We start from the raw sequence: 12260 nt of genomic DNA, 5'->3' as shown, positions 1-12260 counted from the left end.
GAAACACAATTACAAGTATAACATGGATGTGAAAGAATAAAAAATGACGGCTCATTAAAAAACACGTCTTATTATCTCTTATTTCCTTTCATAACAATCTTTAGAGTAAAGAGAAGAAAAAGGAGAAACTTTTTAAAACACGCTTTCATTCCTTTTTTTTGGAGGATTCTATAAAAGATGTAGTATAAAGAACAGAGATAAAACTTGTAGTTTTTTTAAGGGATTGATAGACTTAATTTAGGTAGTTCATAAGGGTTGTAAGAGAGGTGGATATTCAGTGTTAACAAAAGCGCAAAAATCAATAATAAAAAACACAGAAGAGTATGTATATCAATTGTTAAAAGATGATGCTAGTGGTCATGACTGGTGGCATATCCAGCGAGTCAGAAATTTAGCTAGAAAGATAGCTGAAAATGAACAAGAAGATGTAAACCTTTTTGTTTGTGAAATAGCAGCTCTCTTGCATGATGTAGCAGATGGAAAGTTGAATAAATCAGAAGCCGATGGAGAATATAAAGTTAGAAACTGGTTGTCACAGTATTCATTGACGAATAAAGAGCTTCAGCAAATAATGGGAATTATCCTTCATATGTCTTATAAGGGCGGAACAAATAAAGTAGTATTGTCTTCTATAGAGGGTAAAATTGTTCAAGATGCAGATCGCTTAGATGCAATTGGCGCAATTGGAATAGCACGAACAATGACTTATTCAGGATCAAAAAACCGCTTGATTCATGATCCGGCAAAAAAAGCACGTGGCGATCATCTTACATTAGAAGAATATCGTTCTGGTGAAGATACTGCTATTATGCACTTTTATGAAAAATTATTAAAACTAAAAAATGGCATGAATACAACTGTTGGTAAAGCATTAGCAGAAAAAAGACATAGTTATATGGAGGATTATCTGGAGGAATTTTTCGCTGAGTGGGATGGGGAAAGGTGAATTTCTATTAAATGACTACTTTAATTTAAAGCAATGAGATAGGGGGGAGAGGTTAGCTTATGGATGGAGTAGAAGGACTTATATTACTAGAAGCAACTGTAGGCGATATTCAGATGATAGAAAATTATGTAATAGAGGAAAACGCATATACGGTGATGCCAATGGATGCGATGACAGAAAGCTTGCATGAATATGAAAAATACCCAATTCTAATTTTAGATAAAAAGAAGATGGTGGGTTTTTTTATCCTTCAAACAGGAAAATCTATTCTAAAGTATACTTCAAATCCCCATGCAATCTTGTTAAAAAACCATTCAGTTGACAAGCGCTATCAAAAAAAGGGATATGGAAAAGCGTCAATGGAAAAGTTGCCTGAATTCATAAAAAGAAATTTCTCTTCTATTAATGAGATCATTTTATTAATTGATTATGAAAACATCAGTGGACAAATGATGTATTTAAAATCAGGGTTTAAAAATACCGGAAATAAAGTTAAAGAATCAGATGAATATAAGTTTGTCTATGCTAAACATATAACGAACTAATATAAAAACAGAATGAAGATTGACAATTTCAAACAATAAACGTACTATAATAAATGTAAAGAAAATTGAATGAACAACCATCACAAAGGGGTGCCGTAAAAAGCTGAGATTGAATCAAGTGATTCTAACCCTTGGAACCTGTTCGTTAATACGAGCGTAGGGATTGTGACGGGGACGGAATATTGTTTTTTAAAATAATAATTCGAGCTCCTCCTTTGATGTTTGGCACTGTTCAACATATTAAAGGAGGAGTTTTTTTTGAGAAGTGATCGATTACGTGTTTGGATAGAAGGAACGGTGTTTGCTGCTTTAGCAATTGTATTGTCTTTGATTCCAACTAATATTGGAACGGGTTTTACTATTTCTTTAGGGATGATCCCTCTAACATTATTTGCTTTTAGATATGGCTTTATAGCAGCTTCAGGAGCGGGTTTTCTATGGGGAATATTGCATTTTTTAATTGGGACCGCTAGTATCTTGCATCCAGTACAGGGTTTTATAGAATATTTCGTTGCCTTTTCATTTGTTGGATTTGCAGGTATTGTTAGGAAACCTTTATATCTTGCTTTTAAAGAGAATAATAAAGTTAGACAGTATCAATACATTATAATAGGAACAACGATTGGCACAATTGCTCGTTTCTTCTGGCATTTTATCGCAGGCTATTATTTTTGGGGAAGCTATGCTCCAGAAGGCATGAATCCATTATGGTACTCTTTCATTGCGAATGGCGGAAGTGCATTAGCAACAGGAATAGCCACAAGTATCGTTTTAGGTATCATGGCTAAGACTACTTCAACGCTATTTCTGATAAAAAGATAGCCATAAATTTATCTAAATAATTGCATAGAAAAAGGGATTAGACACTGATTCTAATCTCTTTTTTTTATGAAGTATTTCTAAGAAACAGCCAATTTCTAGTAGCTAAAAAAAAGAGGACGTAGTAAGATTAGTCAATAGAAAAGTTGGAAAGGAATAATTCGATGAACATAATTATATACATACTTTTAGGCATTTTTATTTTAAATACTATTTTGGCTATTATCACGGTATTTCGTGAAAAACGTGATATTGCTGCTACTTGGGCATGGTTGCTCGTATTGATTCTTTTGCCAGGAATTGGCTTTATCTTTTATTTATTTATTGGTAAAAAATTGACTCGTGATAAAATATTTGATATCAAATCCCAAGAGAATATTGGAATGCCAGAGCTTGTTCAAGCTCAAAAAGATATTCTTGCAGAGGATGAAGATTTGCTATCTGCTAAACAAGCTACAGAAAATGCAAAAGAAATGGCTAGTTTATTTTTAGAAAGTGATGAATCCATTTTAACCAAAGGAAATAAGGTTGAAATATTTACCGACGGTGCCAAAAAGTTTGATTCATTGATTGAAGACATTTCTAAAGCTGAACACCATATTCATATGATTTATTATATTATTCATGATGATAAAGTAGGTAACCGTGTTCTTAAAGCACTGGAAGAACGTGCAGCAGCAGGGGTTGATGTTTTGGTCATTTATGATGCATTAGGTTCTCGATCATTGAAACCTAGCTTTTTTAAGACACTAAAAAAATTAGGTGGAAAAGCTGAGTCTTTTTTTGGATCGAAACTTCCAATTATTAATTTACGATTCAACTATCGTAATCACCGTAAAATTGTTATTATCGACGGGAAAATCGGTTATACTGGTGGATTTAATGTTGGAGATGAATATTTAGGTGAATATAAAAAATTTGGCTACTGGCGAGACACACATCTGAAAATTCAAGGTAATGCGGTTCTAGCACTTCAAAGTCGTTTCTTGATGGATTGGAATGCAGCTGTTCCTAAGCACAAGTTGGAATATGAAGAAAACTATTTCCCTTTGATCGATAAAAAAGGGCACTCAAATGTTCAAGTTGTATCAAGTGGTCCTGATTCAGATTTTGAACAAATCAAAAAAGGGTACATCAAAATGATCAGTATGGCTAAAGAATCTGTTTTTATTCAAACACCTTATTTTGTACCAGATGACTCAGTGTTAGAGTCCATCCAAATTGCTGTTATGTCTGGTATTGATGTAAAAATTATGATACCGAATAAGCCAGATCATCCTTTTATATACCGAGCAACAATGTATTATGCTGCAGCAATGGTAGCGGTTGGAGCAGAAGTTTATATTTATGATAATGGATTTTTGCATGCTAAAACGGTAGTTGTTGATGGAGATATTTGTTCAATTGGTACAGCAAATTTTGATATTCGAAGTTTCAAGCTGAACTTTGAAGTAAACGTATTTATTTATGATTTTGAAATTGCGCAACAACAACAAAATTCTTTCTATGAAGATATGAAAAATAGTTATCTATTAACACAAGAAATGCTAGATAATCAGTCTAAATGGTTGAAATTGAAACAAACTTTTTCACGATTATTTTCTCCAATATTATAAACCAAACTGAAATAAGTAATTGAAAATAAAATGATTTGATTGTTACGTATAAGTCGCAGTTTATTATGAGCTCAGGAAATCTAAATACTAATCTTAACTTGCTTTTTCATAGAAAAATCAGTAAGTTTGAATGAATAGAAAATGTTTGAGATAATAAAATTGTTGATAGTAAAAAAAAGAAATTATACTAATGAGGTGAATGGATTGATAGAATTTAAAAATATTTCCAAAGTATATAAAGGTGGAAAAAAAGCCGTTGATAATATTAACCTCACATTTAATGATGGAGAGTTTATTGTTTTTATTGGTACAAGTGGAAGTGGTAAAACAACTTCAATGAGAATGATAAATCGAATGATCGAGCCAACGTCAGGTCAGATTTTAATTGATGGAGAAGATATTATGGAGAAAGATCCTGTTCAATTAAGAAGGAAAATTGGTTATGTTATTCAACAAATCGGCCTAATGCCTCACATGACAATCTATGACAATATTGTGATGGTTCCTAAACTATTAAAATGGTCAGAGGAAGAGCAGCGAGAATCCGCTGAACGACTACTTGCAAAAGTAGATATGCCAAAAGAATTCCTAGCGCGCTATCCAGGTGAACTTTCAGGAGGACAACAGCAAAGAATTGGTGTTATTCGTGCCTTAGCAGCTGATCAAGATATTATTTTGATGGATGAACCATTCGGAGCACTGGATCCAATTACTAGAGATGCTTTACAAGAATTAGTAAAAGAGCTACAAAAAGAGATGGGGAAAACATTTATTTTTGTGACTCATGATATGGATGAAGCTCTAAAATTAGCTGATCGTATTGTTATTATGCAAAACGGACGCGTAGTACAATTCGACACGCCCGATAATATATTGGCTGAACCGGCTAATCAATTTGTAGAAGATTTTATTGGCGAGGATCGATTGATCATGGCTAGGCCAAATATCCAAACAGTAGACCAAGTGATGATAAAGAATCCAGTCTCAGTAACTCCTGGGAAAACTCTTTCAGAAGCTATACGTTTGATGAGAGATAAACGAGTAGATTCGTTATTTGTTACGGATGATTCGGGTGTCCTAAAGGGATATGTAGACATTGAAATAATCAATCGTAACCGCAAACACGCTACAAGTGTAGGGGATATTATGAAAGAAGAAGTTTCTTTTGTCCGAGAAGGAACCTTTTTGAGAGATACTGTTCAAAAAATATTGAAACGTGGATTTAAAAATATTCCAGTTGTTGATGATAAAAATCGATTAATTGGTCTGGTTACTCGTACATCATTAGTGGATATTGTTTACGATACAATATGGGGCGAAGAAGAAGAAAAAGGCGAAAAAGTTAGTGCACTTGAAACGACCAGTCCTGAGGAAATTAATGATTAAAGGAGGGGAAAATAATGGCTGAATTTTTTGCAACAAATGGCTCTGACTTGCTCCTGAAGACATGGGAACATTTTTATATTTCAGCATTTGCGTTATTGCTAGGTGTAATCGTAGCTGTCCCTTTGGGGGTAATGTTAACGAGATTTGAAAAAAGCGCCAAATTTATTATTGGTCTAGCTACCATTCTACAAACCGTCCCATCTTTAGCATTACTAGCTTTAATGATTCCATTGTTTGGAATTGGAAAAGTACCGGCAATCGCTGCATTATTTATCTATTCATTATTGCCTATTTTGAGAAATACTTATATTGGTATGAATGGAGTAGATGTTAATTTACGTGACGCAGGTAAAGGGATGGGAATGACCAATCTACAGATGATTCGTCGTGTTGAGTTACCTCAAGCTGCGCCAGTTATTATGGCAGGAGTCCGGTTATCAGGTGTTTATGTTATATCTTGGGCTGCTTTAGCATCATTTATAGGTGCTGGAGGATTAGGTGATTTTATCTTTAATGGATTAAATCTTTTTATTCCCAGTCTAATTATTGGTGGGACCATCCCTGTAACTATTCTTGCACTGTTAACAGACTTTGGACTAGGAAAATTAGAAAAGAAAGTAACACCTAGAACTGTGCAAGGAAATGAATAGGAGGGCTTCAACTATGAAGAAAATTCAAAAAATTGCTGCCCTTTTTCTGACAGCAACAGTATTAAGCAGTTGCTCGTTACCAGGGTTAGGTAGTGGATTTAATGAAGAAGGAATCACGATTACAGGTGGTTCAACGACAGAACAGCAAATTATTGGTTATATTGTTGAAGGAATGGTTGAGCATTACATTGACATAGATGCTCAAATCGTAAATAATTTAGGCTCATCTTCTTTAAATCATCAAGCTTTAGTTGGTGGAGATGCCAATATAGCCTCAATAAAATACACAGGAACTTCTTTAACTGGTGAGCTAGGACAAGATCCAATTACTGATCCTGAAAAAGCATTGGAACTTGTAGTAGCTGGATTTGATGATGAATTTGACCAAAAATGGTTTCCGTCATATGGTTTTGCAAATACGTATGCCTTTATGGTGACACAAGAACTCGCGGATCAATATGACTTAGTTACCATTAGCGATTTAGAAGATATAGCTAGTGAATTAGATGCGGGAGTAGATACATCTTGGATTCAACGTGAAGGAGACGGTTATGATGCTTTTTTAAACACGTATGGTTTCGATTTTAATCGTGTTTATCCTATGCAAGTTGGGCTAGTCTATAATGCCTTGCAAGCCGGAGAGATGGATGTGGTATTAGGATATTCAACTGATGGTCGTATTAGAAGTTATGACTTAGTTGTATTGGAAGATGATAGACAGTTATTTCCACCATATGATGCAAGCCCGGTTGCGACCTTCGAAGTATTAGAAGCTTATCCTGAATTAAATGAAGTTTTATTGAAATTACAAAACTCTATAACAGATGAAGAAATGCAAGAATTAAACTATATTTCAGATAATAATTTAATTGAACCTAAAGTTGTAGCAGATGATTTTTTAGAAGAAAATAATTACTTTGAAGCAGTTGAAGTAATGGAAGGGGGCGAACAATAATGATGGCACAAATGAGTTTATGGGAACAATTATTTTATTACTTCTCAGAAAATGGTCTATATATTTGGAGTCAATTTCTTCGCCACTTCTTGATATCGATTTACGGTGTGCTTTTTGCCGGAATTATTGGCGTTCCTCTTGGGTTCTGGATTTCTCGTCATGGGAAATTAGCAGACTGGGTAATAGGGGCTGCTAACGTGATTCAAACGATTCCTTCATTAGCAATGTTGTCTATTTTAATGTTAGGCCTTGGTTTAGGTGTAAATACTGTTATTACAACCGTATTTCTCTATTCATTATTGCCAATCATTAAAAATACCTATGCAGGAGTTCAAAGCGTAGATGAAAATATTTTAGACTCAGGTAAAGGAATGGGGATGACAAGATGGCAGTTAACCTACATGGTTGAACTTCCGTTAGCTTTATCTGTTATCATGGCTGGGATTCGTAATGCTATGGTAGTCGGTATTGGTGTAACGGCAATTGGGACCTTTATTGGTGCCGGTGGTTTAGGTGATATTATTACTCGAGGAGTAAATGTAACCGATGGAGGAGCTATTATTCTTGCAGGTGCAATTCCAACTGCATTGATGGCAGTGATTAGTGATTTGGCATTAGGATGGATCGAGAAAAAATTAGATCCAACAAAAAACAATAAAAGATTGTCCTAACTGGTTATGTACTAAGTAAGTTTAAAAATTAGCGAGCCAATTAAAAAAAAACTCTCCTTAGTGATTAAATTAGATGAAGCTTGATCTAATTTAGCTAAGGAGAGTTTTTTTTAAAATCAGCTATAAAGTAAAGAACTACTTAGAGAACTAAGTAAAAAGTGATTTAAGGTAGTCGGATATACCTTATATCACTGGGATGGATCAGATAAGTCACATGAGTAAGAGGATTTTCTAAAACAATTTGTGATTTTTTAAAAGGAGTGTATCTAATGTAACCAGTAGCTTCAGTTAAATATGATCTATTTTTTAATTGATTCAATTGTAAAGTGATTTTCTTCTTTTTAGTAAAAGCTTGATTCAAGAAAAAAGTAATCTGTTCTTTAGGCATTTGCGGAAAAAAAGCCATTTCATTGGTTGCATTAGATAAAAAGAATTTTTTTTGCAAAAAGTTAAAGGGATGAACTTGCTCTTCTACTGTGTTTTTTTTCATCTGAATTCCTCCGAACGTTTGTTTGATAATTATATTATACGAACAAACGTTCAACAAAGCAAGCTGTTTAATTTTTTTTAAAAAGTTTCTATTTTTCTGGAAAAATGGCATAATGAAAAGTAAGAATCTATAGATTTATGAAAAAGGAGTTTTAATAATGGATTATAAAATTATTGCAGATTCATGTTGTGATTTGCCTTTAGCTTTTATAAAAAATAACGATATCGAAATTATAAAGTTAATGATCAATCTTGAAGGAAAAGATCTTCTAGATGATATGGGAGAAAGCTTTGATAGAGATGCTTTTTTTGAGGCTTTAAAAAATGGTGCGAAAGCTACCAGTTCTCAAGTTAATATTGGAACATTTATAGAAGTCTTCAAAAAATATGTTGTTAAAGGACAACCTGTGATATTTTTAGGTTTATCTTCAGCTTTAAGTGGTTCGTACAATAATGCCGTAGCAGCTGTAGAAATGCTGAAAGAAACGTATGAACAAGTAAATATAACGATTATTGATAGTAAAGCTGCTTGCTTGGGAGAAGGACTTTTAGTGTATGAAGCTGTAAATAGAAAAAAAGAAGGTCAATCTTTAGCAGAAGTTGTAACCTGGATAGAAGACAATAAAATGAAACTTCATTCATGGGTAACAGTTGATGATATTAAACATCTTGAACGTAGTGGAAGAATTTCGTCTGTCTCCGCAACACTTGGAAGTGTTCTAAATGTTAAACCTATTATCGTTATAAATGAAAAAGGTGGTTTAGTTCCTTTTGCTAAAGTTAGAGGAAGAAAAAAATCATTACACTACTTAATTAATAAAACCATTGAGGGTATGGTGAACCCTGAGGATCAAACTATCTTTATTGGTCATGTTGGTGTCCCAGAAGAAGCTGAATGGATCAAAAACGAAATCGAATCAAAAATAAAGGTGAAAGATATACAAATACACCCTTATGGCCCTACAATTGCGACACATACTGGATTTGGATCGGTTGCACTATTCTCATTTGGGAAAACAAGAAAATAAGCAGTGTTCTTTAACTCAACAAAGCCTTAATAAGTAAAATAAACAGTCGATATACTAATGAAAGTAGTTTTACTTCTTTTGGGAATCTAAGTATATTGTTAAATTTTCTTCATATATAATGAATGCTAATGAGAAAATTATATGGCTGAAATAATGCTCTAAACGTTGACTATTAAGAGTTTATAACTTGACAATGAGTGAATCCTATGTTAAATTATTGATAGTTAAATAAAAAATGGTTGGGGCATTAGCTTTCAAGGATATTTTCTTCAAGGGGTGAGAAGAAGATTCCTTAAGCGATGTCTTTTTTTGTATTTTAAGGGGGTGTAAAGATGAGTTTGGAAGTAATTGAATATGTAAAAGAAGCAGAAGAGAGAGCCCGACAAATTGAGATTAATGGAGAAGAAAAAATTCAAGAAATCAATCAGTCTATTAAAGAAAGAATCAAAGAAAATGATCAAAATATGCAACAAGAATTACAAGATTACGAAGCTAGTCAACAAGCCATTTATCGTGATCAGTTAGCAGAAGTAAAGCAAACAGTTGATCAAGAATTATCTATTGAAACAGAAGCGATGCTTAAATCGGTAGAAAACAAACAAAATAGTGTTGTTGATCATATTGTAAAGGAGGTAAGCACTCACTATGGCAATAGCTAAAATGAAACAAATGACACTTTTAGCTGAACAAGGAAATAAAGATTCTTTATTAAAGGCAGTACAAGAATTGCAAAGACTTGAATTAGTTGAATTATCTACTTTAGAAGAACCTGAATTACTTGAATATTATTCAACAGATACAGCACCTCAAAAACGTGTTATCTATGAGGAAAAGTTAAAAGAAATTCAAGGAGTATTGCTTTTTTTAAAACAACATATTGCTAAACCAGGTATGATTGAAAAATTAAAAAAAGGTCGTGAAGAGTATACTCTTGAAGACCTTGAACAGTATGTCGCTAATTCTGATTTGAAGCAAACAATCACTGAATTAGAAAAAAATGAAAAACGACTAGTTGAGTTAGATCAGATGAAAAAAAATCTTAATGAAAAAGAAGAGTTTTTTCGTAAATGGCAGAATATGAATTTCAATCCCAATGATTTGAAATCATTTCAGCTAATGTATGGGACTGTTGGCAGCATAGCTTCTGGTAATGTTGAATCTTTTGAAGAAGCAGTCGCAGCAGTAGAAAACAGCTATTTTAAAAAGATATTTCATTATAAAGATGAAGCTTCTTATTTAATTTTAGTACCGTCAAATTTAGCATCTTTAACGGAAGAAGTTTTTGATCAATTTCAATTATCAAGACTTGTTTATCCATATAAGATGCACCCACAAGATGAACTAAAGACGGCGCTTAAAGAAATTAAAGATGTACAAAAAGAGGAAAATGAACTTAAAGGTACAATAAGGTCATTTAAAGAAAAAGTAAGAGAGTTGCAACTAGGCGAGGAATATTATTATAATTTAGTTGAAAGAGAAATTGGAAAAACCTTGCTGCTAAATGGTAATGACTTATTTATTTTGAATGGTTGGTTAGAAGAGGAACGAATTCCTGAATTGAATAGCCTTTTAGATGAACAGGTTGGGAAAGAAAATTACGTTGTTATCGCGGATGAAATTAAATTTAAGGACTACGCTAAAGTGCCAGTCGTCTTAAAGAATAATAAATTAGTGAAACCTTTTGAAAGCATTACAGAAATGTACAGTATGCCTAAATATGATGATGTAGACCCTACTCCGTTTATGATGCCTTTTTATTTTGTCTTTTTCGGAATGATGAGTGCTGATTTAGGGTATGGAATATTACTCTGGGTAGCAACTTTAGTCGCTTCAAAATTATTCAAGCTTGAAAAGAGTATGCAAAACTTTGTTCAACTCTTTCATTATTTATCTTATTCAGTCATAGCTTGGGGATTTATTTATGGGAGTTTCTTTGGGTATGATTTGCCATTCCAATTATTGTCCATTACGAATGATGTAATCACCATTTTAATCTTATCTGTTGTATTTGGATTTATCCAATTGGTCTATGGGTTGATTTTAAATGGTGGTATAAAATGGCGTAAACATCAAAGAGCAGCTAGTTATATTGATGGAACAGCATGGGCTCTTATTCTATTAGGAGTTGGTCTTTTAGTAATCAATATGACGTTCTGGAATAATGATCTTGTACAAACCATTTCTTATGTTGTGATTATTGCAAATGTCATTGGAATTATCTTGATGACTATGTTGGCATCTGATAATAAAGCAGCTGGTTTTGGTTTAGGTCTTTACAATATTTATGGCGCAACCAATTATATTGGAGATATAGTAAGTTATACTCGTTTAATGGCATTAGGAGTTTCCGGTGGGAGTATTGCGGTAGCATTTAATTCTATTGTAGATATTTTTCCAACGGCATTAAAATTCACAATCGGTGCCTTATTATTTATCGTCTTACACTCACTAAATATCTTCTTAACATATTTAAGTGCGTATATTCACACAATAAGACTTCAATATGTTGAATTCTTCGGTAAATTCTACGAAGGAGGAGGAAGAGCGTTAAGTCCTTTTAAAACTTTTGAAAAACATATATATTTAAAAAATAGAACCAACAAATAAAAAAATGAATATTAATGGAGGAATTTTATAATGGAAAATTGGGTAACTTTTTTTAGTGAAAACGGTGGAATAGTATTTGCAGCTTTAGGTGTTGCGTTTGCTACATTATTTGCAGGAACAGGGTCAGCTAAAGGTGTCGGTATTGCTGGTGAGGCAGCTGCTGCTTTAGTAACTGAACAACCAGAAAAATTCGGTCAATCTTTAATTTTAATGCTATTACCAGGGACACAAGGATTATACGGATTTGTTATTGCTTTCTTAATTTATTTAAACACTGGGTTTGATACAACCTTGGTTGAAGGTATGTACATGTTTATGGCGTCACTACCAATTGCTTTTACAGGATTAACTTCTGGTATAGCTCAAGGGCGTGTAGCAGCAGCAGGTATCCAAATTTTAGCAAAAAGACCAGAACATGCTACTAAAGGAATCGTATTTGCAGCCATGGTTGAAACGTATGCAATTTTAGGTTTCGTTATTTCATTCCTAATGATATTTAACGCTTAATAATAATAATTCCATTTATTGTAAAAAGAGAAAGAATGGAG

At 33.2% G+C, this 12260-nt stretch carries 13 protein-coding genes, 1 riboswitch and 1 other annotated feature; of the genes, 12 read left to right on the top strand and 1 reads right to left on the bottom strand.

Annotation, left to right across the window (positions count from 1 at the left end):
- Window positions 1-277 precede the first annotated feature (277 nt).
- The 8 genes from BP17_RS08235 to BP17_RS08200 all read left to right on the top strand — a co-directional run bounded on the left by BP17_RS08235 (window position 278) and on the right by BP17_RS08200 (window position 7588).
- On the top strand, window positions 278-946 hold the full coding sequence (locus BP17_RS08235) for an HD domain-containing protein (RefSeq protein WP_035053344.1): 669 nt from the start codon (window positions 278-280) through the stop codon (window positions 944-946).
- Window positions 947-1005: 59 nt separating this feature from the next.
- A complete protein-coding gene (locus BP17_RS08230) occupies window positions 1006-1491 on the top strand; it encodes a GNAT family N-acetyltransferase (RefSeq protein WP_035053341.1) in 486 nt (161 codons plus the stop codon).
- A 76-nt stretch (window positions 1492-1567) separates the two neighbouring features.
- A riboswitch (TPP riboswitch) is annotated at window positions 1568-1671 on the top strand.
- 78 nt (window positions 1672-1749) lie between these two features.
- Entirely contained in the window at window positions 1750-2313 is a 564-nt protein-coding gene (gene thiT, locus BP17_RS08225) for an energy-coupled thiamine transporter ThiT (protein ID WP_035053339.1), read from the top strand.
- A gap of 161 nt (window positions 2314-2474) precedes the next feature.
- Window positions 2475-3926 carry a cardiolipin synthase gene (gene cls / locus BP17_RS08220; protein WP_035053337.1) on the top strand — a complete coding sequence of 484 codons (1452 nt, stop codon included), beginning with the start codon at window positions 2475-2477 and terminating at the stop codon, window positions 3924-3926.
- A gap of 204 nt (window positions 3927-4130) precedes the next feature.
- The gene (locus BP17_RS08215) at window positions 4131-5312 is read left to right on the top strand and encodes a betaine/proline/choline family ABC transporter ATP-binding protein (protein ID WP_035053335.1); all 1182 of its coding nucleotides are present in this window, start codon (window positions 4131-4133) and stop codon (window positions 5310-5312) included.
- 14 nt (window positions 5313-5326) lie between these two features.
- Window positions 5327-5962: an ABC transporter permease gene (locus BP17_RS08210; RefSeq protein WP_035053332.1), complete on the top strand. Its 636-nt coding sequence runs from the start codon at window positions 5327-5329 to the stop codon at window positions 5960-5962.
- 13 nt (window positions 5963-5975) lie between these two features.
- Entirely contained in the window at window positions 5976-6917 is a 942-nt protein-coding gene (locus tag BP17_RS08205; RefSeq protein WP_035053329.1) for an osmoprotectant ABC transporter substrate-binding protein, read from the top strand.
- Between the two features lie 2 nt (window positions 6918-6919).
- On the top strand, window positions 6920-7588 hold the full coding sequence (locus BP17_RS08200; protein WP_035055339.1) for an ABC transporter permease: 669 nt from the start codon (window positions 6920-6922) through the stop codon (window positions 7586-7588).
- Between the two features lie 163 nt (window positions 7589-7751).
- Here the strand turns inward: BP17_RS08200 and BP17_RS08195 are convergent, their stop codons facing one another.
- Window positions 7752-8078, bottom strand: coding sequence for a COMM domain-containing protein (locus tag BP17_RS08195; RefSeq protein WP_035053327.1), 327 nt, complete (start codon window positions 8076-8078; stop codon window positions 7752-7754).
- A gap of 157 nt (window positions 8079-8235) precedes the next feature.
- Between BP17_RS08195 and BP17_RS08190 the strand changes: the two genes are divergently transcribed.
- The 4 genes from BP17_RS08190 to BP17_RS08175 all read left to right on the top strand — a co-directional run bounded on the left by BP17_RS08190 (window position 8236) and on the right by BP17_RS08175 (window position 12219).
- Complete coding sequence (locus BP17_RS08190; protein ID WP_035053326.1) at window positions 8236-9105, top strand: DegV family protein; 870 nt, start codon at window positions 8236-8238, stop codon at window positions 9103-9105.
- Window positions 9106-9342: 237 nt separating this feature from the next.
- Window positions 9343-9391 (top strand) — a sequence feature (sodium ion sensor (DUF1646 type); this cis-regulatory element may regulate processes involved in with the transportation of sodium ions).
- A 46-nt stretch (window positions 9392-9437) separates the two neighbouring features.
- Window positions 9438-9764 (top strand): hypothetical protein, encoded by a 327-nt coding sequence (locus BP17_RS08185; RefSeq protein WP_035053325.1) that lies wholly within the window; start codon window positions 9438-9440, stop codon window positions 9762-9764.
- On the top strand, window positions 9751-11712 hold the full coding sequence (locus tag BP17_RS08180) for a V-type ATP synthase subunit I (RefSeq protein ID WP_035053324.1): 1962 nt from the start codon (window positions 9751-9753) through the stop codon (window positions 11710-11712). Before BP17_RS08185 ends, BP17_RS08180 begins: the two co-directional genes overlap by 14 nt.
- Before the next feature lie 30 nt (window positions 11713-11742).
- Window positions 11743-12219, top strand: a complete 477-nt coding sequence (locus BP17_RS08175; protein WP_035053323.1) for a V-type ATP synthase subunit K — start codon at window positions 11743-11745, stop codon at window positions 12217-12219.
- Window positions 12220-12260 lie beyond the last annotated feature (41 nt).

The organism is Carnobacterium pleistocenium FTR1, from assembly GCF_000744285.1.
Classification (GTDB): domain Bacteria; phylum Bacillota; class Bacilli; order Lactobacillales; family Carnobacteriaceae; genus Carnobacterium_B; species Carnobacterium_B pleistocenium.
The sequence above is the reverse complement of the archived record's forward strand: the minus strand, read 5'-3'. Positions and strand labels throughout refer to the sequence as shown.

Bases quoted from the DNA above. Each gene is read 5' to 3' on its own strand.
- BP17_RS08205 (WP_035053329.1), top strand. From the start codon at position 5,976: ATGAAGAAAATTCAAAAAATTGCTGCCCTTTTTCTGACAGCAACAGTA.
- BP17_RS08200 (WP_035055339.1), top strand. From the start codon at position 6,920: ATGGCACAAATGAGTTTATGGGAACAATTATTTTATTACTTCTCAGAA.
- cls (WP_035053337.1), top strand. From the start codon at position 2,475: ATGAACATAATTATATACATACTTTTAGGCATTTTTATTTTAAATACT.
- BP17_RS08175 (WP_035053323.1), top strand. From the start codon at position 11,743: ATGGAAAATTGGGTAACTTTTTTTAGTGAAAACGGTGGAATAGTATTT.
- BP17_RS08185 (WP_035053325.1), top strand. From the start codon at position 9,438: ATGAGTTTGGAAGTAATTGAATATGTAAAAGAAGCAGAAGAGAGAGCC.
- BP17_RS08180 (WP_035053324.1), top strand. From the start codon at position 9,751: ATGGCAATAGCTAAAATGAAACAAATGACACTTTTAGCTGAACAAGGA.
- BP17_RS08195 (WP_035053327.1), bottom strand. From the start codon at position 8,078: ATGAAAAAAAACACAGTAGAAGAGCAAGTTCATCCCTTTAACTTTTTG.
- BP17_RS08190 (WP_035053326.1), top strand. From the start codon at position 8,236: ATGGATTATAAAATTATTGCAGATTCATGTTGTGATTTGCCTTTAGCT.
- BP17_RS08230 (WP_035053341.1), top strand. From the start codon at position 1,006: ATGGATGGAGTAGAAGGACTTATATTACTAGAAGCAACTGTAGGCGAT.
- BP17_RS08210 (WP_035053332.1), top strand. From the start codon at position 5,327: ATGGCTGAATTTTTTGCAACAAATGGCTCTGACTTGCTCCTGAAGACA.